Here is a 20,682-nt window from a genome sequence, read left to right as displayed (position 1 = left end):
GCTTTCACGATCGATGATGCCGCCGCGCGCGCGTTGCAGCGCAGCCTGAACGCGGGCACGTCGATCGATGTCACGACCACAGGCGCGAACGGCGCAACGGGCGACCTGGGCATTGCTTCGAGCCTGAGCTGGAGCGGTCCGGCTTCGCTGACGCTTGCCGCGTACCACAACGTCTCAGTGACGACGGGCACGACGATAGCGAACCGCGGTACCGGCAATCTGACCGTGCGCGCTGACTCAACGGGCAGCGACAACGGAGGCAGCATCGCGAATAACGGCATCATCGACTGGTCGGCAAGCACGGGTATCGTCAGCGCGCTGTACGACATCGGGGGCAACTACAGCGCGGGAACCATTCTGTTGAATCAGGCGTGGACGGCGCCACCTGACAGCGGTCTCGTTACGCAGTCGACCGCCTATGAACTTGTCAACTCGCTCGCCGACCTCCAGAAAATCAACCAGGACCTTTCGGGCATCTACGCGCTAGGCAAGGACGTGGATGCAACGCCGCCGTCGGGCACGTTCAATGCGCCGATTGGCGCTTTCCCAGCGAGTCCTTTCACCGGACAGTTCGATGGCATGGGCCATACGATATCCAACCTCAAGATTCAGGCATCACCGTCGGACATCGACCCGGGCGTGGGTTTGTTTTCCGCCATAGGAGCTGGCGGTGTCGTACGCGACCTGATGGTGCAAGGCGAGGTCAGTGGCACGGCTAACGGCGGCTACTATGGGATTCTGGCCGGCCTGTTGGGTACTGGGCTCAACACCAGCATCATTGCGTCCGTCCACACCAGTGGTACGGTCGCGGTCGAGAACGCTCAAGAGGCGGGCGGCCTCGTTGGCTGGTCCGATGGCACTATCACACGGTCCTCCAGCAATGCTGACGTGTCGTCGTCTCAAGGTTTCTCCGATGGTGGACTCGTCGGCTACAACGCGGGAGTCATCAGGCAGTCTTTCGCATCGGGGAGCGTTGTGGGCACTTCGAGCTATGCCGGCGGGCTGGCCGGTCAAAACGCTGGAACGATCACACAGTCGTACGCCACGGGTGCAGTCAGCGCGACTGATGCAGCCGCGGGAGCGCTAGTGGGAGTGAATCTGTATAGCAGTGTTGAGCAATCATTTGCCACTGGCAGCGTTCAAGGGCAGGGAGGCGGAGGTGGCATCGCGGGCTTCAACTACGGGCCAGTGACCATAAGCGGCGACGTGTTCTGGAATACACAGACGACCGGCACCACCGTCGCTGTAGTGAGTGTGGCTAATGGCGCCCAGGTTGGCAACGCCCAAGGCCTGACCACCGCCCAGATGAGCAACCCCGTCAGCTTCGGTCCCACATACGACTTCGGACCTGGCGGGGTATGGGCCATGCCCGCCGGAGCAACGCACCCCGTGCTGCGGTGGCAACTGGGTCAGTAGATGGCGAAGGCTTGTCGGCAAGGGGGGAACTCGGCACGACAGCAGATGCTGTCGCGAAAATCATTTGGGCGGGACAACTCCGGGAGGTCAGCGATGAATTGCTCCATTCATAAATGGAGCGGGTCCGGCCAGCGGCCCCGCGGCCGCAGCCGGCTTCCTCTACTTCATCCGTTCGTGAACTGGACAGACAGAGTCAGATATTTACGACAGCCATCTCGCGACGCCCAGAGCGAGCGCGGCGCAACCGAACGACACAAAGCCGGATTGCACGGCCGTCATCGCTAGCGGAGAAACGGCGTTGACCTGCATGACGTGCTTCGTTGCGCATACCGGTTGAAGTTCAACGCGGTCGTCGACGCCGGACATCCGGCGCAGAGCCAGATCTCGGTTGCCCAGCCAAAACAGATGGCGCCGGGTTCGCAGATTCGAGCCTGGGCTGACGTATGGTGTGCGAAGCTAAACGCTTCGTTCCTGTTTCGCCCCCGAACCCGTTTGTGAAGGCCTTGTCCGTTCTCCGCCGATCGAGCAGTTCCGAATGCTCAGTGGTTTGTCCGCCTGGCCATTACGTTGCGAAAGCGTTATCCGGTCACTCCTGCCTCGCCACTCGCCGGCCAGGGCACAATGGCAGGTGGTATGGAACGCCCCGGGTACTGCTCGAGGGATGATTCGTGTGCAGTCCTGGAAGGATATGTCGGACCGCTAATACTCAACGGGGGGGCGAATGCACGGCGACGAGGACGATATCGAATCAAGTTGGCCGCCGCTGCTGATCGCGCATGTATCGGAGTACGCGATCTTCAGGCTGACCGGGCACGGCGAGGTCGCCAGCTGGAACCCCGGCGCGAGACGCATCAAAGGCTACGCGGCCGATGAAATCATTGGCCGGCACTTCTCCGTCTTTTACACGGACGACGACCGGCGCACCGGTGTTCCTGACGCCGCGCTGCGCGCGGCGCGCGAGCACGGCCAATATGATTCCGAAGGCTGGCGCGTACGCAAGGACGGCACGAAGTTCTGGGCCAGCGTTCTCATTACGCCTCTTTATGCGGCTGACGGCACCTTCATCGGCTTTGGCAAGATTGTGCGCGACACAACCGACAAACGCATGGCCTATGAAGCCGTGATCGAAAGCGAGCGGCGGTTCCGGCTGCTGGTGCAAGGGGTAACCGATTACGCGATCTTCATGCTGTCCCCCGAGGGCCACGTGACTAACTGGAATCTGGGCGCGGCGCGGATCAAGGGCTATGAGGCCAGCGAAGTGCTCGGAACGCACTTCAGGCGGTTCTACACAGCCGAAGAGGCGGCTCAGGGTCTGCCGGAACACGGCCTGCATACGGCCGCAACGGAAGGGCGGTTCGAGACCGAGGGCTGGAGGGTCAGGAAAGACGGCAGCCGGTTCTGGGCCAATGTCGTGATCGATGCAATCCGCGACGAAGAAGGAACGCTGGTCGGCTTCGCCAAGATTATCCGCGACGTGACGGAGCGCAAGGCCGCTCAGGAGCAACTGGAAAAGGCACGCGCGGCGCTGCTTCAGTCCCAGAAGATGGAGGCGCTTGGAAAACTGACGGGGGGCGTCGCACACGATTTCAACAATGTGCTGCAGGTGTTACGCGGCAATCTGGAATTGCTCGAAGGCCGCCATGGCCGTGATGCCTGGACAAGAGAGCGCCTCTACAAGGCAATTGATGCGGTCGAGCACGGGGCCAACCTGGCCTCTCAACTGCTCGCGTTCGGACGCCGTCAGGCGTTGCAGCCCATTGTCGTGAACCTGGCTGTCATGCTGCGGAGCATGGACGACCTGCTCAGACGGGCGCTGGGCGAAGTGATTGAGGTCGAAACCGTCATTGCCGGCGGGCTGTGGAACACGCTGGTCGACCCGAACCACCTCGAGAACGTGGTGTTGAACCTGGCCATCAACGCGCGCGATGCCATGCCGGAAGGCGGCAAGCTGACGCTGGAGCTGTCGAACGCCATGCTCGACGAGCACTACAGCGCGCTGGCCGCTGACGTTCGCGAGGGGCAATACGTGCTGCTCGCCATCACCGACACTGGAACAGGGATGACCCGCGATGTCCTCGAACGCGCTTTTGAGCCGTTCTTCACGACCAAGCCGGAAGGACAAGGCACGGGCCTGGGCCTGAGCATGGCGTACGGGTTTATCAAGCAAAGCGGAGGTCATGTCAGGATCTACAGCGAGCCCGGGCACGGGACAACCGTGAAGATCTATCTGCCCCGCTCGATGGAGAAAGCCGTTGACCTCGAACCCAGACAGCCGGTGGCGCTCACCGGCGGGTCTGAAACCATTCTGGTCGTTGAGGATGACAGACGCGTTCAGGCAACCGTGGTCGAAACGCTCAGACAGTTTGGTTATACCGTACTGAAGGCAGACGACGCCCAGAGCGCGCTCGTGATCGTGCAAAGCGGGATACATATCGATCTGATGTTCACGGACGTGGTGATGCCCGGCACGATGCGCAGCACCGAACTCGCGAAACTCGCGACCAGGGTGCTGCCGCATCTGAAGGTCCTGTTTACATCGGGATATACCCAGAATGCCATCGTCCATGGCGGCCGGCTGGACACGGGTGTGCATCTGCTGAGCAAGCCGTACAGCCGGGAGCAGCTTGCATCGAAAATCCGCCGGATGCTGGGGCCGGCCAGCACGGCCGAGGTGCACCCGCCGGTCGCATCGCCGTCGGCAGATTCGCCGTCGTCCGAGCCGTCTCACGCGCCAGAAAGCTTCGCAATCCTTGTCGTGGACGATGACAGAAGCGCGCGGGAGGCGATCAGTGAACTGCTGACCACCCTGGGCTATGACGTGCGTCAGGCTGCCGATGCAGAAGCAGCAATGCGCGCATTGATGACAGGGAAGACCGATGTGCTTCTCACGGACATCGTCCTTCCGGGGCGGTCGGGTATCGAGCTGGCGAGAGCTGCCGTCGAGCGCAATCCGGGCATCAGGATCGTGTTTGCTTCCGGTCGCGACGCTCCGACGCCAGAGGAGGTCGGATTCGATTGCACGTCGCTCCGCAAGCCATTCGCGATCGAACAGTTGCATGCGCTGATCGCGGCGATGCACGGACAGGTTGAACAACGAAGAAACGAGTAAGGGCAAAGCAGTCGCCGGCAGCCGTACGGCATCGCGCCCGCTCCCGATCAGATATCGGGACAGCGAACAGATGAGTCGTTGAATAATGGCCTTCCGGGCATTCCAAAGCCGCTCGATCGATTTTGATGACCGATCCGAAGCGAGGCTGCGCCGACGTGGGGCAACGACCGGTTGAATCCGCCGTCGAACCGGGACGTTCAAAGTTGCTTTGCCCCTTCACGTGGGTGATAGTTCAGAGGGTGGAATGACAAACCCAAGGCCAGCCAGATTTAGCCGCTCACTCCAGCTGTAGCAATTCTGTAGCAAACCAAAATTCACCCCGTGGTACCGCGCCCATAGCCCCACGCGGCAACAATCGACCGATATCCGAACGTTGCGATATGACAGCGCCGCTTCATCCAAAAAAACCGTCTTATTTTCGCTCGAAATCTGTCACCATTTCATGCGACACCGACCGTGAGCGTAGCGTTGGTCCTTCATCGCGGAAGTGTGTCCTAACGGGAGAGTCCTGATGAGCAAGAAGTCCGAAACGAGCGGTAAGAGCGGCGCGAATGAGTCGACCGCTGCGACGCTGGCCGCGCTGGCGAATTACATCAGTGAGTTCGTCATCAATGGGACGCTCGACACCCGATGCGCCGCGAAACTAGTTAAGCGCCTGAGAAAGGAAGCCGAAACCATTTTGGAAAATGGAAGCGCGACAAAGCTGGCACAAAAGGATCTGAAGAAAGCGTTCGACACGGTTGACGCTGCAGTCCAAGACCACGATGCGAAACTGCTGGTCACAGCCAACGCAGCACTACGTACAGCAGACGAGGAGAAAAAGGCGGAAAAGTAGCACTGAGGACTCGCACGCCTTGACGCTGTAGTAGCTGCGTCCTCCGCCAAAAGCTGTCTCTCGCGCAGGGGCGTCCGCGTGACTGCTGGTGCTGATCAGACGTTCGGCGAAGTGTCAAAAAGTCTCTTGCGACAAGCCGAGCTACACAAAGCGGTTCGCCGGCGCGTACGGCTCGAAGTATCGATCCATCACGCCGATGCACGCATTCAGGCTATGTCCGGCGCATGAATGGCAATGTAGGCGTTTCATGTCTCACCAGCCCGCCCCGCGCCCTCATCCAAACCGAACACAATAAGCAGGCGGCAAATGCGCTGAAATCAAATGCCAGCTTTCGCCGCCGTCGTCGGACGTCCATAGCGCGCCGGTGGTCGACGCCATTGCGAGGCGCGTGCCGGAGTCATCTACAGCGAGCCCGTGCCGATACACGAGGTCATACGCCGGTGCAGGCGGCAACCCGCTCGAGAAACGCTCGAACGTGCGGCCGCCGTCGCGTGTGCGCGTGACGACGAACTGGCCGTCCACCGGGATGCGGCACTGGTCTTTCACGGCGGGCACAAACCACGCGGTGTCCGGCTCGCGCGGATGCACGGCAACCGCGAAGCCGAAGCTCGATGGCTGCGCTGCGATCCGCTGCCAGTGCGCCGCGCCGTCGGTCGAGCGGAAGATCGCGCAGTGATGCTGCGTCCACAGCGCATCTGGATTTGCGGCGCATTGCACGACGCGGTGCGGGTCTTGCACGTTGGCATCGCCGCGCCGCTCCGGCGGCATGTAGTCGGCCTCCATGCCTTCGGCACTAACGCGCCAGGTCGCGCCGCCGTCGGCGGTTTGCCAGACGCCGCCACACGACACGCCGATCGTCACGTGCCGGCTGTCGCGCGGATCGACCATCACGGAATGGATGCCCGGCGCGTCATAGCCGCCTCCGAACCATTCTCGGCGCTCCGGGCGATCCCACAGCGCCCGGTTGAGCAGCCATGTGTCGCCGCCATCGTCGGAACGGAAGAGCCCGCCGGGAATCGTGCCGGCCCACAGGACGCCCGGCTCGTCCGGGCCGCCGGTTTCGAGCGACCAGACTTGCTGGAGCGTCCAGGGAGGAGCCGGCGGGCTGGGCACGGCCGCGCTCGGATTGTCCGCGCTCGTGTCCGCGCCGTCACCGGTATGCGTCTCGTCGGCAGGCTGCGGCGGGTAGACGGGGACCGCGCACTCTTCCCAATCCTCCATGCCCGTGCGCCGGCGATGCAGCTTCACGCCGAAGTGGCCGAGATTGAGCGCGGCATACAGCGAACCGTCGCGCGGATCAGGCAGCACCATGCTCACCGGCTCGCCGACGAAATACGGCTCACCGAGCGTCCAGCCGCCCTCGCCGTCGGCTTGCAGAACGAACAATCCCTTGCGGGTTGCAACAAGCAATCGATTGCTCATGTGGAGTGTCTCCTGTCGACCAGAGTTGGCGCTTTAGCGCTTACTCTGGTCCCATGCAAAGCTCGAGTAAGAGTGGAACCTTCTTATCCGCCCGACAACGCCTGTATGACGTAAACCCGGCTTTCCTCGCCGAGCGCATCGGACAGATGTTGTCGGTCGCGCACCGGCCGGCCGTCGACAAACACGGCGAGATGTCTTCGCAGTGAGCCCTGATCGTCAAGGATGTAGCCGCGCAGTCGAGGTTGCGCGGCGAAGACGGCCTTCAGTGCTTCGCCGAGCGTGCGCGCGTCGATCTCGCGCTCGGGCGTTGCGATATGCCGTTGAATCGAAGCAGCGAAGAAGATGTGCGCCATGGCGGGGTAGCCGAGCGGGAATGGCCTGTTCGTCGATTCTGCAGTTTAGACGATCCGCGGGGTGCTTCGGGGCATCGCCATACAACAGACGACAGGTTGCGCCTCCGAAGCGGCCGTTGCGGTGTCGCGAGTCCGAAAGGCGGCTCGGGGTCGCGTGCCGCCGAACGCAGCCTTGCGCGGTTCAAGCTGCGCAGCTCAATGCATGAGGCGGCACGCGGCCAACAGCCGGCCTTCCCATAGAACGCGCGAAGGCCGGCTTCCGCCTCGGACAGCGACGTTCAATTTCCGTGCGTGGCGATGCGCTAAACCCACGCATTTTTCGCTCGTCGCCACGGCGCAGCATCATTTCACATTGCCGAGCGCGTCGAGCATCGTTCACCAGGTACAAACGTCCGCCGGTTGCCCGAATCGTTGCAGCCCGCGCTCTCAAGTCTCGCGATCGATTTCGCGCGGCCTGCAAGCGTCATTACTGGCCGGTTGCGCTCTTCACCGCGCATTGCCCGACGATACTCTCCCCGTCACTGAATTTGAACGTGACGGGAACCGTCGAACCGACCGTCAGCGGCTTCTTTTCCTTCTCGAACATCACGTGATAGCCGCCCGGCGCGAATGCGAGTGTCCCGTTGGCCGGGACGGTCACCTTGTCGACCATGACCATCTTTGACGTGCTCCCGGTAGTCTGCGTCTGATGCAGCATGGACATCCCGAACGCATCGGTGCTAACACCTTCGAGATCGACGGGCTTGTCTCCCATGTTCATCAGCTTGAAGTAGCCGCCGGACGGCACGTCGCCCGGCATCGAGCGGATCCAGCAGTCGGACACCATCATGGCGCCCGACGAAGCGGCGAAAGCGGTTAGCGAAGCAGCCGCGAGCGGCAGCGCGATAGCCAGGCGGAAGAAGGGGTGGTGCATGGCATAACCTCCTGTTCTACGTTAAGGAAAATGTGATGGGTTGGCGGGACGTACGTCGCGGCACCGGGGCGCCGCTCGATCGTCATATCGGTCGCATGTCTACATGGTCGGCTCCGCTATCCGCCCGTCGGCGACGTATGGCCCAGCACCGCAGCCAGCGCAAGTACGGCTAGCATGACGAGCGCTTCGACAGAGAGAACGCCGTCGAAGCGGCGTTGCGCGGCAGGGTAATCCGGATCGTTCCGCTCGGCAAGCACGAGCAGATCGGGCAGAATCGCCATCCGGTTCCAGCCGCCGAGCAATGTCGCCAGGACCACACATGCAAGCTTTGCGGCGAGCACCCGGCCCCAGTCTGTGCGCAGCAGCGGCGCGCTGGCCTGCGCCGTGTCCTGAACGGCGTTGTAGAAACCGGTGACGAGAACAAACACGAGCGCAGCCGTCGCCAGATGAGACAGCGCCGCGCAGAACGCAGCCCTCTGGCCGGGCGGACGGCCTGGTTCGCGTTCGAGCCGGCGCAGCAGGATCGCGGCGACGATGACACTGCCGGCCCAAAGCGCAGTTGCGGAAAGATGGACGACGTGAATCGCCTCACGCCACGAGAAGTCGCCGGAGTCGGCCGCATGGCTCGCGGCTGCCTTGCCCGCGACCCACAGGACGAACCCCGCGGCAAAGAGCGCTGAGCCGCGCTCTTTCTTGAGGCCACTCAACGCCGCGAGCAGCGCGCCGGCAACGCCGATCGACCATGCCTTACCGAAGTGGGACTGCGTCAGTACTGGGGCGATAGCCGAACCAGCTTCACCGAGCGGCGAACCGCTCATGATTGCGGCCTGAAGCCAGAGGTACGCCAGGGCGGTGAGAGCGAGTGCGACTGACGCGACGGTCCGCCAGACTCGCGTCGTGTCTTGCCCTGGCAATCCGCTACGCGCGCCCAGGACGCCGCATGCAAGAGCGCCGGTAGCGACGGCAAACAGAATGTCCTGCATCGCGGCCAGTGCAATCTGGGCGACGACGAGCGGATCCACCGTTACTTCACCGTGAACGTGTAATGCCCCTGGGTGCGATGGCCGTCGTTGGCAACGGCGACCCACGAGACGGTATAGGCGCCCGGCACGAGGGGATTTAGCCCTACCGACATGTGCTTCCTGTTCGACGGGTCAACCGCAGCTTTGCCGCTCGTCACGGACTTGCCTCGCGAGTCGGTGACGGCGATCGAGCTGAATGCGGGCTCCAGACCATCGTCGAAGTCGATCGCCACGTCCTTCTGCGAGGTCGTGACGGTCGCACCGGCCCCCGGCGCCTCCTGGGTCGGGTAGGCGTGCGCCTGCGCGAGATTGCAGCCGGCGATCATCAGCGCGGCGATGGCCGCGCGTGTAATCGTGTGCAGTTTCATGAGAGGACTCCTTACACGTTAGAACAGCGGCTTGCCGAGTGTTTTCGGCGCAATATCGTCGAAGAAAAGATGGGCCTGTACCAGGATGCCGACATGCGAACCGCTCGCGCTGTTGATTGGTATCTGAGCTTCGACACCGAACTGGCCATAGCGGTTGATCCAGATGAACCCCGGATTGATCGTGCCAGTGGTTTGGCCCTGACTTCTCGATAGCGGAAACTCGACGATGGGAACAATGTTCGAGAGCGGCTGCGGCAAGCCGAAATCATGCACCTGCTGCTGCAGATAGGGCAGGCTGTACTGGACCGTGAAACCGTAGTCGAAAGAATTGGGCTGACCGGCCCCGGTGGTCAACGAAGGCCCAGCTTCGGCGGTAATGGCAACGGGTCGGAGATAGGCCAGTGAGTCAGGCAGATCGCCCATACCCTTGCCCAGGTAGATCGTCGGCGAGATGGTCGAAAAGCTGTTCGCAATCGCGTGGCTGCCGGTTCCACCCAATTCCGCATGCACCCCGACTGAAGTCATGAATTCGTGCGGGGCGTTCACATACAGCAGATACTTCAGGCCGACTCCAAAGTTATCGAACCCGTGCGCAGTCGGATTGTTCTGCATCACGTAAGCGCCGTCGACGGACAGGGCAAGCCTTGACGTGATCAGCTTGTCGTACTCGAAGCTGAACGTATTGATGCTTTGATCGCCGTCGTCTCCAGGAACACGCAGATGCCCGTATTCGAAATTAGCTTCATCGCCGACGCCTGGATCATCGACAGCCAACGTTGACGGAAAGACGCGGTCGCCCGCGATGGCATGGGCAGCGGCTGGCGATGAGGCGAGCAGGAGCGCAGTTGCGGCGAACGAGATCGTTGCCGTGGCGAAGAAGGGTTTGCCATGGCGCAAGGTATTGGCATTCATGTTTCATCCATTGATTGAGGTCGTCATCGCGCCGCCGCGAGTCTGTGAAGAGACACGACGACGCCTGGCGATGCGTTCGTGCACGGCATCGCCACCAGGGCTCAATTCAGGATGAAACGGGGGGCGCGCGCGGCTGGGCGGATGCCAGCGGTTCGACGCGACGGATGCTCTCGAATCGCGTCGCAACGCGATGCTGGATGGCCCAGACCGTGACCGCAAATTCAGGCTGGACGCTCGGCAGCACGGGCACGTGCGCAATCAGGTTGCAGTAGCCGCAAGCATGCCAGTGAGCAGCCAGCGAGTGGGAGGTGTCCTCGTTGCCCGGCGGATTGCCTGGAGTCGAATGTGCGGAGCAGAGCAAGGCTGAAGGAAGCCCAGCCTCGTTGCGGTCAGCCAGTGCCTGCGAAACCGTCGGCGCGAGCGTTGCCATCAGGATTGCCAGCAATCCCAGATAGGAGCCCAATTTCCGGCAGAAACAGTTCAGCATAAGGCCGACGGTTCGATATTGGTCTGGTGAAGGTGAATGCGGCGCATTATGCCATGTGTTACCTGCAGGCATCGACCTATGACAGCTTGCCGCGTTGCCGGAAGTCTCAAGTCGGCCATGAGCGGACCTTCGGCCCCAAAGTGCAAATTGGTGACAATCGATTCGGCGCGATAGTATTCGCACAAGAAGTAAGCCTCGCGAATCCTTTGACCGGAAGCCGTTCCCAATGAACATCGCCTTTTCCGATACAACCGAGTCCGACGCCGACACACTGGTCGCCATTCGTATCGCCGCGATGCGCGAGAGTCTGGAGCGCATCGGTCGTTTCGACCCGCAGCGTGCCCGCGAGCGCTTCCTCGCGTCATTCGACCCTGCGCGGTGTCGATTCATAGAGGTCGATGGCGTTCGGTCGGGCTTTATCCTCATCCGCCCACAGGCAGACTACTGGCTACTGGACCACCTTTACATTCTGCCGGCGCACCAAGGGAAAGGAATCGGCGCAGCCGTCTTGCGGGACGTCTTCGCGAACGCCGACGCGCAACGCATGCCAATCCGCCTCGGTGCTCTACGCGGCAGTGATTCAAACCGCTTCTACCAGCGGTACGGATTTGTACAGACTGACGAAGGAGAATGGGATATCTACTATGTGCGTCAGCCAATCGAAACACAGGAAGAAAGCTAGGCTGCATTGGTATTCATAGGGCGCGGCCCATCGCTGGAGTCGGCGACAGAAGTTCGAGCGTCCAGACGCGCCTAACCATGTACTGCCGAGTTCGGGCAGTAGCGGTCAGTCGGCACGATCGCCCAAATTGCCGACACCTGGACCAGGACTACATGTGACTTCGAGTAGACATCGAAGAGCGGGCGTTTGTGTGATTTCGAACAGAGCAGTCATGCCATGGCACGTAGTGTCGCGCTTTTAGAAAGCCGTACGGTGGAGTTTCGAAAGCATCACTTTGGAGATATGCATTGCTGATAAGGCGGACTCGCCTCGGTGATCGGGTCGATCGTGCTTGCAGCCAAGGTCCGGGAGAAGAACTATGAAAGCAGGCCGGCTTTTGGTGTCCTCGATTACAGGTGTTGCCTGCGCAAAGCTGGTGAGCGCGGCCAAGTATAGCCGCCTGCGCCACTTCGTCTGTTACATGACCTTCCGCTCCCTCCGGTTCGCGCCGATGAAGTTCCTCGACGATGAAGTCGACATTTCTTATCGCTTCTGTGGGGCAGCGCACGAAATACATCGCGGGCCTATCCATTTCCCTAAACTTTTTACGTCACAATCGTACGTAAAAGCAAACGAGAGAAAGGGCAACGGCACCTTCGCTTTTTCTGGTTATTTATCGAGATGAAATATGCAATGATCGCCGCGGAATCAGCGGGGCAGGTCTGAACCCCGCGCGAGCAGACGGTCCGGCAACCCTGCGGCGGGCTCAAGGACCTGTTCAGCGCAGAGCGGGTCGGTTACGCGATGAGCGAGCGTATGACTGCATCTGGTGATGCAGGCGGTGTTTCGGGCGGTCGCGTCGCACCGACCGCCGGCCGGTCTGATTCACCACGCAGACCGCGGCAGCCAATCTTGCGCGCATGCTTACCAGAATCTTGTCAGCCACTTCGGCATGCAAGCCTCAATGAGCAGACGAGGAAACTGCTTTGACAACGCATCGATCGAATCATTTTGGGGCACGCTGAAGAGCGAGTTGGCCTATCGTCGGCGGTTCGCCAGTCGGCAGCAGGCGCAGCAAGAGATCACGGAATACATCGAGATCCTTTATAACCGGCAGCGGACACAAGCGCAGCTTGACTATCTGTCTCCCGCGGTTTTCACGCAGCGTTTCTACTTGAACAAGATCGCTGCTAAACCCGTTGGCGTCCATGGATTCCGACCGACCTCATTAACTCTCATGCCATGAATCCACGCCATAACGCTACTACTGCGCCGCAACTCACCCGTCCTGCGCACGCGGCATACATCGACGGTTTGCGTGCGGTCGCAGTGTTGTCGGTCATCGTTTATCACCTGTACGCGCGGTGGTTACCCGGCGGGCTTGCAGGGGTCGATATCTTTTTCGTGGTTTCCGGGTTTGTCGTCAGCGCATCCGTTGGAAACCTCGAATCGATGCAGTTTTCGCGCTTCGTGTTCTATTTCTATTCGCGTCGAGTGCAGCGGATCGTGCCAGCGCTCGTGGTGTGCCTGCTGGTGACCGGCTTGTTTTCAGCACTGTTCATTCCAAACGCGTGGCTGAGCGATACCAACAAATACACCGGCTTCTTTGCTTTCTTTGGGTTGAGCAATGTGGTGCTCGCGTTCATCGGTGATAACTATTTTTCGCCACGCGCCGAATTCAACCCGTACCTGCATACCTGGTCGCTTGGGGTAGAAGAGCAGTTTTATCTGATCTTTCCGTTGCTTTTCTTCATGTGGGTAAGCAAACGTCCGAGAAAGACGCTTTGCGTTGTTCTGTTCGCCGGCGGGCTCGCTCTGTCCGTGTTGAGCGCATGGTGGCTTTCGAGGCGAAATGAGGGGCTAAACTTTTACCTGATTCCAGGGCGTTTCTGGGAATTGGCATCCGGTATCCTGCTATACCAGTTCCTCGCGCTCGCGAAGCGTCCGCTCGGCGTGATCGACCGCAATGGGACGCTGGGTTCGATGGCATTGCTCGGTGGTTCGCTGGTGCTGCTTGCGGCCGGTTTCAAGGTCTTGCGCCCGGAGCAGCTTCCTTTTCCGGGAGCGCTGCTGCCGGTTGCCGGCACGCTTGGCGTACTGTACGTGCTGCACGGAAGAGCGCCGCGGGATTGGCTGCACAGGCTGCTCATTTCACCAGCGGTGACTTTCGTCGGCAAGATCTCATATTCGCTTTATCTCTGGCACTGGCCTGTGATCGTGCTGCTGCGGTGGACGACGGGGATCGATGCGCCTGTCTGGCGCGTGCTTGCGGCCGTACTGACCTTCGCGCTGGCGACAGCGTCCTGGTACTACGTCGAGAATCCTGTGCGGCGCTCGGCGGTCCTGAAAGGCATGCGGCGTCCCGCTGTCGTAGGTGCGGGCGTAGCTACGTTGACGTGCGGAGCGCTGTTGTGGGTCGGCATTCAGGCAGCCCAACTGAAACTGAATCTGTCGCTGAGCGTGGTGTCACAACGTGCCGACGACTGGTATCCGAGCCGCCCCCTTGAGCCCAGCAATGACGGATGTCTGGACACGTGGAATAGAACGAAGCTCAACGGGGGGCCCGTATGGACATATTCACGTGCGGGATGTTCGCTTCCGGCGACCTATCGCGGGCGCCTGTACGTGATCGGCGATTCGCACGCGATGGCCTACAACAGGATGTTGCGCGAATTCGCCCGGGATACTGGCGTGAAGGTCTTCGCGTACAACAATGGAGGCTGTCCGTTCATTGCTTTGCTGCCGCGCAAACAAGATGAGGTGGCGAGCTGTGCGCCGGGGACGGATGCGGCAATCGCTCAAATCGAGGCGCAGGTCAGGCCCGGTGACGTGGTCTTCCTGCCTTCGCTGCGGCTGCCACGTTTCTCCGACGAGTGGGCCCGCTTCGACGACTCGAGCGCCTGGGGCTACATGTTTGGTCCAGAGGCCGTGCAAAGCCGGGTAGACGGCGTGCGAGAGGCCATTCCAATCTTGCAGAAACTGGCAGCCAAAGGGGCGAAGGTCATCCTGGAGGGGCCGACACCCGAGTTTCGGAGCCAGCCGTTCCGATGTTCGGACTGGTTCAATCGCGACAATCCCATCTGTTCCGGCGGCGACCGCATCGCCCGTGCGGATCTGGAAGCCTTGCGGGCGCCGGTGCTCGAATCCTATGCGCACATCGTGCAGGCGGTCCCCGAAGTTAGCGTATGGGACCCGTTGCCACCACTGTGCCCAGATTCGGTCTGCTCAACGCACACCGCCGACGGCCGGCCGCTCGTCTTCGATGGCGATCACCTCAGCGGCTATGCGAACAGGCTTCTGTTGCCAAGCTTTAAGCAGCTCGTCAGCAAGCTTATGGAAGCGGGGTCCGCGAGCTGATGCGGGGAAGAGTTCCGGCAACGCCCTTGGCAAGGGGAGCCGAGGCTGCGGCGAACCAGTTCAACCTCACCGGTTGCAAGGTATTTCTGGAAAGCGAAAATCCGGCCAGCGTGAGCGTCCGTTTCGGATCAAGATAACAGGCCGTTGTGGGTCGACAACAGCCGAGCGCATCGGGTGGTAGCCGGCCCATCTCCAGCCAGTCGCTCGCGTGCGCCCCCACGTGCTCTATCGGCGGTTCCGCAATAGCCATCGGATGTTCACGCTCGGCGCGTCATCAGCCTTAATCAACAAATACCACAGGGGCAACAACTGCGGCGCAAAGGTCGAGCGCTGCCGGGAATTCCGAGCTGAACCAGTTCTTCAAGCATTTGCTGATGGGTCTTCGGCTGGCTCGACTGAGCAAAAACCGCCACAGCGACGGCGCCAACCACGGCGACCACGAAAGCTTCAACGAACGATTTCATGAGCCGTGGGAGCAAGGTGGCCGAAATGCATCGGCGTCGGCAGCCTCACCAAAACTGAGCCAGCTACAAACCACCTCAGTGGGCAAAGCAGATCTTGACTTCTCCCGATCGACCGCTCAAACCGACTCCCGCAGCACCAGCTGATGCTGCAGGATGCGCGACGCTGGGCGTTGGCCGTCGAGCAGCGCCAGCAGCATTTCGGCCGCCGCGGCGCCCAACTCGACCATGGGCTGGGCCACGGTCGTCAGCCCCGGCTCGAAGATGCCAGCGATGGGCACGTCGTCGAAGCCCATTACCGCCACGTCGTGCGGCACCCGCCGGCCGGCTTTGCTAAAGCCCTTGATCGCGCCGATGGCCAACGTGTCCGACACGGCGAACACGGCGCTCGGTGGATCCACCACCGCCAGCAGCTTTGCCGCCGCCTGGCTTCCGGCGGCGTAACTATTGTCGCCAGTAACGCAGACAAGCTCGGGCGCAGGCGCGAGACCGGCGCGCAGTAGTGCTGCGTCATAGCCCTCGCGGCGCTGACGCGCATACAGGAAGCGCTCATCGCTGGTGATGAAGCCGATGCGCCGGTGGCCCTTGTTGATGAGGTACTGCACGGCATCCGTACCGGCCTGGCGGTGGTCGATGCTGACATAAGGCACGTCACTACCGGGCAAGAATTCCGAGCAATTGACCCATGGCTTGCCGTTCGCCGCCTCGCGCCGGGCTGCCGGGTCGGACATGGGCACGAGATTGATGACGCCGTCGCTCAGACTGCCAGCCAGCGTCGGCAGCGAGGCGTCCGCCGTGCCAGTCCAGGCTTCCAGGTCCGCCGGAAGCAGCGTGTAACCGGCCTGGCGACTGACCGCGCCGGCCCCGCGCACGATCTCGGCGTAGTAGGGGTTGGCGAAATCCGGCATGAGCATCAGCAGAATGCGACTCTGACCGGTACTCAGGCTGCGGCCGAACGGATTGGCCCGGTAGTTCAGTGCCCGTACGGCTGCCTCGACCCGCTCACGCGTGGCCGCCGTCACGGCCTTCGTCCCGTTGAGCACACGCGACACCGTGGCAATGGAAACGCCAGCCTCGCGGGCAACGGCTTCGATGGAGGGTTTGCTTCGCATTGGTTCGTTCAGGCAGCGGCGCGTTTGTCGCCAGCAGGAAGGTAACAATTTTAGCATCACGGGAAAAGGTTTTCCCCTCATGCGTCATCGAACCTCGAAACTGAGCGGGGATTCAGACTCGGCTAGCGGGAATCCATGGTGTTGCTGCAAACCGAGGCGTTATGCAATCCGCTTATCCGAAGCTTCTCGCGTACTCCTGTTTGTGCCGGTCCCTGCTGCATAGGGTAAAGCCCCTGTTCCAGGTAAACGGGAAAGCGCTTACCTTTTGACTTGCGCCCAGCTCCGTAGGCCATCTGTGCCGCATCCCCCTTGACTCTTTGGATTGACGACCATGAATCAAGCCTTGCCCATTTCCATCCAGATTTACAGCCTGCGCAATGCGGGCGGACTCGACCGGCAGTTCGACATTGCCGCCCAAGCCGGATTTCGCCAGGTGGAGCTGATCGGGTCCTTGCTCGAAAATGCGGCCGACACCCGGGACAAGCTTCAGGCGCGCGACCTTAGCGCCTCCTCCAGCCACCTCGGCATGGCCATGCTGCGTGAGCGTTTGCACGAAGTGACCGCGGCGTGCGAGACCCTCGGTATCACCCAGTTGGTCATGCCCGCGGTGCCGCCCGCCGAGCGCGACAGTGACGCCGCATACTGGCGGGCGCTCGGCAACGAGTTGGGCAGCCTCGCCCATCGGCTAGCCGCTCAGGGCATCGCCCTCGCTTACCACAACCATGATTGGGAACTCAGCGCCAAGGAGAACGGTGCAACGGCGCTGGAACTGCTGTTCGAGTCCGCCGGGGCAAGCCCGCTCGGCTGGCAAGTGGATGTCGCCTGGCTCGTGCGCGGCGGCGCCGATCCTCTGCCATGGCTTCGTCGTTATACGGGCCGCGTGGTCTCGGCCCATGCGAAAGACCTCGCGCCCGCGGGTGAAAAACTCGACGAGGACGGCTGGGCCGACGTCGGTCACGGCGTCATGGACTGGCCCACGCTGGCCGCCGCCTGCCGCGAAGCGGGGGCGCGTTTTCTCGCCGCCGAGCACGACAATCCCAGCGACGGCGAACGCTTCGCCCGCAATGCCTTTGCCTATCTGCACCAGCTCGGAGCCTGATCCATGAAACCTGTCTTTGTCGGCATCATCGGTTGCGGCAACATCAGCGATGCCTATTTCACCGGCGCGGCGAATTCGGAATTCGTCCGCATCAAGGCCTGCGCCGACTTGCGTCCGGAGGCCGCCCGGGCCAAGGCCGAGCAGCACGGCGTTGCCGCGATGACGGTGGCTGCGCTGCTGGCCGACCCCGACATCGAAATCGTCATCAACCTTACGGTGCCGCACGCGCATGTGCCGGTAAGCCTGCAGATTCTGGAGGCGGGCAAGCACGTCTACCTCGAAAAGCCCCTGGGTACCGAGTTCGCGTCCGCATGCGCGATGCTGGCGCGAGCCGAGGCTTCGGGACTACGCGTGGGCTGCGCACCGGACACCTTCTTCGGCGCGGCCCATCAGGCGTGCCGCGCGGCGCTCGATGCGGGCCGCATTGGGCGTGCCATTGGCGGGGCCGTGGCCGTGTTGTCCCGCGGCATGGAGTCCTGGCATCCCAATCCTGAGTTTTTTTTCAAGCCTGGCGGCGGCCCGATTCACGACATGGGCCCGTATTACGTGACGCAGTTGGTCAACCTGCTTGGGCCGGTGGCACGCGTGTCTGCTTGCGCCACCATCGGTTTTCCCCAGCGCATCATCTCCAGTGAGCCGCTGAGGGGCCAGGTCATCGAGGTCGAGGTGCCCACCACGGTCAACGGTATCCTGCATTTTGAGGGTGGGGCCAACGTGGTGATGAGCGCCTCCTGGGACGTGTGGGCCCATCAGCGTGCGCCTATCGAGATCTATGGCACGGAAGGTAGCCTGTTGGGCGTCGATCCCAATTTCTTTGGCGGGAGTCCGCGCGTGGCTGAACGTGATAGCGGCTTTAAGCCGCTCGACACACAGGTCCATGCTTTTGGCGTCGACAACTTCACGTTGAGGAGCGGTGCGCGGGTGGCCAATTACCGCGCTGTGGGCGTGCTGGACATGGCCATGGCGTTGCGCCGAGGTCGGCCGCATCGCGCGAGCGGCGAACTGGCGTTACACGTGCTGGAGGTGCTGGATGCCTTCGAACGCTCGTCGCGCGAGGGGCGGCACATCGATATCGAGACCGTCGTGCAGCGACCCGTCGTCGTGCCATTGGGTCGAGGCGAAGAGGTGTTTCTCGCCGACTGACTCACCTGACTTCCGCAGTGGTCAAGCCGGTTGCGACGTGATCCGACTGCGACCATCAGATCACGCCCCGGCTCATCCAGCTCGCGCGACTCACCTCGCGGCCGACTATCCACGACCGGGCACAGCCGCGCCATCGCCGTTGCTGGCCGTCGCCGCGTCGCGCGTCTCGGGCATCGCCGCCCACACCAGCAACACCGCGAGCGCACCGGCCGCCGCGAGGCAGAAGAAGCTCACCGTGTTGCCGAAACGATCGGCGACGAAGCCCGCCGCCGTCGTGCTCAACGTCGCGCCGATGCCGGCCGCGAGCCCGAACAGGCCGATACACAGGTTGTAGCGGCCCTTGTCGCCGGCGACGTCGGCGGCGATCAGCGGCAGCATCACGCCGAACACCGCAGCGCTCAAGCCGTCGAGCATCTGCACCGGCACGAGCAGATAGGGGCTGCTGATGCCCGCGAACAGCAGCGCGCGGATCGGCAACGCGGAGAAGCCGAGCAGCAGAATCGGCCGGCGGCCCCAGCGTTCGGCCGAGCGCCCGACCCACGGCGACATCATCGCGACGATCGCCTGCGGCACGATGATGCATGCCGCGATCACGAGCTGCACGTTGTCTCCCATGCCGGCCGTCACTTCGCCGGCGGCCAGGTTCAGCATCGCCGCGTTCGACAGATGGAACAGCACGATGCAGGCGGCGAACAGCAGCATGCGCTTGTCGCGCAGCAGCTCGCGCAGGCTTTCGCGCCGCTCGAGCTGCTCGGGGGTGGGCGCCGCTTGCGGCAGCTCGATCGTGTCGGTGCGCTGGATCATCGCGAGCGCGATCAGCGCGGGAACCGCGAGGCCCGCGGTCAGGACGAACACCGCGCGCGGCGAGTAGTACTCGCCGAACAGTCCCATCAGACCGGCCGCGACCGCGCTGCCGATCGACGCCCAGCGCGCATTGCGGCCGAGCCGGTCGCCGAGATTCGCGCGACCCACCAGCGCGAACGAGATCGCCGCGAGCGCCGGCGTCAGCATGCAGCTCGCGAAGCCGTGGAACACCTCGGCGGCGATCACCGGCAGCACGGTCGGGCTGATCGCGAGCAGCATCGCGCTGAGGATGATCGCGCCGATCGCCCACGCGGCCGCCGCTTTCTTGTTGCGCAACGCGTCGACCGCGGCGCCGCCGGGCACCTGGCTGACCATCGCGCTGATCGTGCCGACCGACAGCACCATGCCGATCTCGCCCTGGGTCCACTTGTGCGATGCGAGGTAGGACGCGATGAACGGCCCGAAGCCCGTCTGCACGTTGGCGACGAAGAAGTTGAGCCAATCGAGCGCGCGCAGACTTCGCGCCGTGACCATAGTACGGACCGTCATCGGACCGCCCGTGCGTTGGAAACCGCGACGGCCGACGACGCGGCCGGCGGCGCCGAGGCCGCCGGCGCGGCGCTGGCGGCAGGCTGCGCGGGCGGCGCCGGCGACACCGCGCGAATCGGCTTGTCGCTCGCGTAGAGCGGCGTCGCGTTGATCTGCGCGTCGCTCAGATCGATCTGCGGATGCAGTTCCTTGTCGCGCGTGACGAAGCGCAGCGCCGACCAGTTCGCGGCGATCGTGCGCCGGTCGGTGCTGACCATGCCGCCGACGTCGAGGACGATCGCCTGCGGCTGCGCGTTGCCGTCGATCAGCACGTCGACCACGCGGCCCACCTTGGCGCCGTTCGCGCGCTCGACGGTCGCATCGAGCAGCGGCAGTTCCCGCGGGTTCGATTTGTTCGCGGTGCTCGGCACGGCCGTCGGGTTCAGCGTGATCGGCGCCCCCTTCGCGGTCGGCGTGAAGTGGAACGCGCCCCACGGGAAGTTCACCTTGCGGTCGCCGACGCCGAGGAAGCCCTGCAGATTGACGACCATCTCGCGCGGCTTGCCGGCTGCGTCGGCGATCATGTCGACCGCGCGGCCGACCACCTTGCCGTCGGGCTTCTGCACCTGGCTGTCGAGCAGCGCGCGCGCGTCGCTGCGCTCGATCGTGCGCAGCACGAT

Annotated in this window: 19 protein-coding genes and 1 pseudogene; 9 read left to right on the top strand and 11 right to left on the bottom strand. The window is 62.6% G+C overall.

Annotated elements, in window-relative coordinates:
• The 3 genes from F6X39_RS34835 to F6X39_RS34825 all read left to right on the top strand — a co-directional run.
• The coding region (locus tag F6X39_RS34835; protein ID WP_410450713.1) for a GLUG motif-containing protein at positions 1-1,416 on the top strand (1,416 nt) is incomplete at its 5' end.
• Between the two features lie 721 nt (positions 1,417-2,137).
• Positions 2,138-4,525, top strand: a complete 2,388-nt coding sequence (locus F6X39_RS34830) for a PAS domain S-box protein (protein WP_187619955.1) — start codon at positions 2,138-2,140, stop codon at positions 4,523-4,525.
• 511 nt (positions 4,526-5,036) lie between these two features.
• Positions 5,037-5,360 (top strand): hypothetical protein, encoded by a 324-nt coding sequence (locus tag F6X39_RS34825; protein WP_090803934.1) that lies wholly within the window; start codon positions 5,037-5,039, stop codon positions 5,358-5,360.
• Between the two features lie 273 nt (positions 5,361-5,633).
• On the opposite strand, the gene F6X39_RS34820 is transcribed toward F6X39_RS34825, so the two are convergent.
• The 7 genes from F6X39_RS34820 to F6X39_RS34790 form a co-directional block, all read right to left on the bottom strand.
• Positions 5,634-6,782: a WD40/YVTN/BNR-like repeat-containing protein gene (locus F6X39_RS34820; RefSeq protein ID WP_187619954.1), complete on the bottom strand. Its 1,149-nt coding sequence runs from the start codon at positions 6,780-6,782 to the stop codon at positions 5,634-5,636.
• 83 nt (positions 6,783-6,865) lie between these two features.
• Positions 6,866-7,135, bottom strand: a complete 270-nt coding sequence (locus tag F6X39_RS34815; RefSeq protein WP_090803938.1) for a MoaD/ThiS family protein — start codon at positions 7,133-7,135, stop codon at positions 6,866-6,868.
• 466 nt (positions 7,136-7,601) lie between these two features.
• On the bottom strand, positions 7,602-8,048 hold the full coding sequence (locus F6X39_RS34810) for a copper chaperone PCu(A)C (RefSeq protein ID WP_244145121.1): 447 nt from the start codon (positions 8,046-8,048) through the stop codon (positions 7,602-7,604).
• A 116-nt stretch (positions 8,049-8,164) separates the two neighbouring features.
• The gene (locus F6X39_RS34805; RefSeq protein ID WP_187619953.1) at positions 8,165-9,070 is read right to left on the bottom strand and encodes a CopD family protein; all 906 of its coding nucleotides are present in this window, start codon (positions 9,068-9,070) and stop codon (positions 8,165-8,167) included.
• Positions 9,071-9,072: 2 nt separating this feature from the next.
• Complete coding sequence (locus F6X39_RS34800) at positions 9,073-9,438, bottom strand: copper resistance protein CopC (protein ID WP_187619952.1); 366 nt, start codon at positions 9,436-9,438, stop codon at positions 9,073-9,075.
• An 18-nt stretch (positions 9,439-9,456) separates the two neighbouring features.
• Positions 9,457-10,350, bottom strand: coding sequence for a hypothetical protein (locus F6X39_RS34795; RefSeq protein ID WP_187619951.1), 894 nt, complete (start codon positions 10,348-10,350; stop codon positions 9,457-9,459).
• A gap of 106 nt (positions 10,351-10,456) precedes the next feature.
• Entirely contained in the window at positions 10,457-10,837 is a 381-nt protein-coding gene (locus F6X39_RS34790) for a DUF2946 domain-containing protein (RefSeq protein ID WP_187619950.1), read from the bottom strand.
• Between the two features lie 226 nt (positions 10,838-11,063).
• Here F6X39_RS34790 and F6X39_RS34785 point away from each other — a divergent pair, with 226 nt between their 5' ends.
• The 4 genes and pseudogenes from F6X39_RS34785 to F6X39_RS34770 all read left to right on the top strand — a co-directional run bounded on the left by F6X39_RS34785 (position 11,064) and on the right by F6X39_RS34770 (position 14,855).
• Positions 11,064-11,519, top strand: coding sequence for a GNAT family N-acetyltransferase (locus F6X39_RS34785; RefSeq protein ID WP_187619949.1), 456 nt, complete (start codon positions 11,064-11,066; stop codon positions 11,517-11,519).
• Between the two features lie 358 nt (positions 11,520-11,877).
• On the top strand, positions 11,878-12,183 hold the full coding sequence (locus F6X39_RS34780) for a hypothetical protein (RefSeq protein ID WP_187619948.1): 306 nt from the start codon (positions 11,878-11,880) through the stop codon (positions 12,181-12,183).
• Positions 12,184-12,260: 77 nt separating this feature from the next.
• A pseudogene (locus tag F6X39_RS34775) lies at positions 12,261-12,744 on the top strand (IS3 family transposase); the annotation flags it as partial.
• Complete coding sequence (locus F6X39_RS34770) at positions 12,741-14,855, top strand: acyltransferase family protein (RefSeq protein WP_187619947.1); 2,115 nt, start codon at positions 12,741-12,743, stop codon at positions 14,853-14,855. The pseudogene F6X39_RS34775 and the gene F6X39_RS34770, both read left to right, overlap by 4 nt.
• Before the next feature lie 284 nt (positions 14,856-15,139).
• Here the strand turns inward: F6X39_RS34770 and F6X39_RS37740 are convergent, their stop codons facing one another.
• Together F6X39_RS37740 and F6X39_RS34760 are read right to left on the bottom strand one after the other, a co-directional pair.
• A complete protein-coding gene (locus F6X39_RS37740; protein ID WP_187619946.1) occupies positions 15,140-15,319 on the bottom strand; it encodes a DUF4148 domain-containing protein in 180 nt (59 codons plus the stop codon).
• A gap of 116 nt (positions 15,320-15,435) precedes the next feature.
• The gene (locus tag F6X39_RS34760) at positions 15,436-16,428 is read right to left on the bottom strand and encodes a LacI family DNA-binding transcriptional regulator (RefSeq protein WP_184009354.1); all 993 of its coding nucleotides are present in this window, start codon (positions 16,426-16,428) and stop codon (positions 15,436-15,438) included.
• A gap of 331 nt (positions 16,429-16,759) precedes the next feature.
• Here F6X39_RS34760 and F6X39_RS34755 point away from each other — a divergent pair, with 331 nt between their 5' ends.
• Together F6X39_RS34755 and F6X39_RS34750 are read left to right on the top strand one after the other, a co-directional pair.
• Positions 16,760-17,527, top strand: coding sequence for a sugar phosphate isomerase/epimerase family protein (locus F6X39_RS34755; protein ID WP_187619945.1), 768 nt, complete (start codon positions 16,760-16,762; stop codon positions 17,525-17,527).
• Positions 17,528-17,530: 3 nt separating this feature from the next.
• Complete coding sequence (locus tag F6X39_RS34750) at positions 17,531-18,670, top strand: Gfo/Idh/MocA family protein (RefSeq protein ID WP_187619944.1); 1,140 nt, start codon at positions 17,531-17,533, stop codon at positions 18,668-18,670.
• Positions 18,671-18,775: 105 nt separating this feature from the next.
• Here F6X39_RS34750 and F6X39_RS34745 read toward each other — a convergent pair whose 3' ends face one another.
• Positions 18,776-20,023: an MFS transporter gene (locus F6X39_RS34745; RefSeq protein ID WP_184062097.1), complete on the bottom strand. Its 1,248-nt coding sequence runs from the start codon at positions 20,021-20,023 to the stop codon at positions 18,776-18,778.
• The coding region (locus F6X39_RS34740; RefSeq protein WP_187619943.1) for a PRC-barrel domain-containing protein at positions 20,020-20,682 on the bottom strand (663 nt) is incomplete at its 5' end. The genes F6X39_RS34745 and F6X39_RS34740, both read right to left, overlap by 4 nt.

Source organism: Paraburkholderia sp. UCT2 (assembly GCF_014397665.1).
In the GTDB taxonomy this organism is placed as follows: Bacteria; Pseudomonadota; Gammaproteobacteria; order Burkholderiales; family Burkholderiaceae; genus Paraburkholderia; species Paraburkholderia tuberum.
Note: the sequence above shows the minus strand (reverse complement) of the source record. Positions and strands in the feature narration are given on the sequence as shown.

What these genes read in the sequence shown, in the direction of transcription:
- F6X39_RS34830 (WP_187619955.1), top strand. Translation starts at nt 2,138, where the DNA reads ATGCACGGCGACGAGGACGATATCGAATCAAGTTGGCCGCCGCTGCTG.
- F6X39_RS34825 (WP_090803934.1), top strand. Translation starts at nt 5,037, where the DNA reads ATGAGCAAGAAGTCCGAAACGAGCGGTAAGAGCGGCGCGAATGAGTCG.
- F6X39_RS34820 (WP_187619954.1), bottom strand. Translation starts at nt 6,782, where the DNA reads ATGAGCAATCGATTGCTTGTTGCAACCCGCAAGGGATTGTTCGTTCTG.
- F6X39_RS34815 (WP_090803938.1), bottom strand. Translation starts at nt 7,135, where the DNA reads ATGGCGCACATCTTCTTCGCTGCTTCGATTCAACGGCATATCGCAACG.
- F6X39_RS34810 (WP_244145121.1), bottom strand. Translation starts at nt 8,048, where the DNA reads ATGCACCACCCCTTCTTCCGCCTGGCTATCGCGCTGCCGCTCGCGGCT.
- F6X39_RS34800 (WP_187619952.1), bottom strand. Translation starts at nt 9,438, where the DNA reads ATGAAACTGCACACGATTACACGCGCGGCCATCGCCGCGCTGATGATC.
- F6X39_RS34795 (WP_187619951.1), bottom strand. Translation starts at nt 10,350, where the DNA reads ATGAATGCCAATACCTTGCGCCATGGCAAACCCTTCTTCGCCACGGCA.
- F6X39_RS34790 (WP_187619950.1), bottom strand. Translation starts at nt 10,837, where the DNA reads ATGCTGAACTGTTTCTGCCGGAAATTGGGCTCCTATCTGGGATTGCTG.
- F6X39_RS34785 (WP_187619949.1), top strand. Translation starts at nt 11,064, where the DNA reads ATGAACATCGCCTTTTCCGATACAACCGAGTCCGACGCCGACACACTG.
- F6X39_RS34780 (WP_187619948.1), top strand. Translation starts at nt 11,878, where the DNA reads ATGAAAGCAGGCCGGCTTTTGGTGTCCTCGATTACAGGTGTTGCCTGC.
- F6X39_RS34770 (WP_187619947.1), top strand. Translation starts at nt 12,741, where the DNA reads ATGAATCCACGCCATAACGCTACTACTGCGCCGCAACTCACCCGTCCT.
- F6X39_RS37740 (WP_187619946.1), bottom strand. Translation starts at nt 15,319, where the DNA reads ATGAAATCGTTCGTTGAAGCTTTCGTGGTCGCCGTGGTTGGCGCCGTC.
- F6X39_RS34760 (WP_184009354.1), bottom strand. Translation starts at nt 16,428, where the DNA reads ATGCGAAGCAAACCCTCCATCGAAGCCGTTGCCCGCGAGGCTGGCGTT.
- F6X39_RS34755 (WP_187619945.1), top strand. Translation starts at nt 16,760, where the DNA reads ATGAATCAAGCCTTGCCCATTTCCATCCAGATTTACAGCCTGCGCAAT.
- F6X39_RS34750 (WP_187619944.1), top strand. Translation starts at nt 17,531, where the DNA reads ATGAAACCTGTCTTTGTCGGCATCATCGGTTGCGGCAACATCAGCGAT.
- F6X39_RS34745 (WP_184062097.1), bottom strand. Translation starts at nt 20,023, where the DNA reads ATGACGGTCCGTACTATGGTCACGGCGCGAAGTCTGCGCGCGCTCGAT.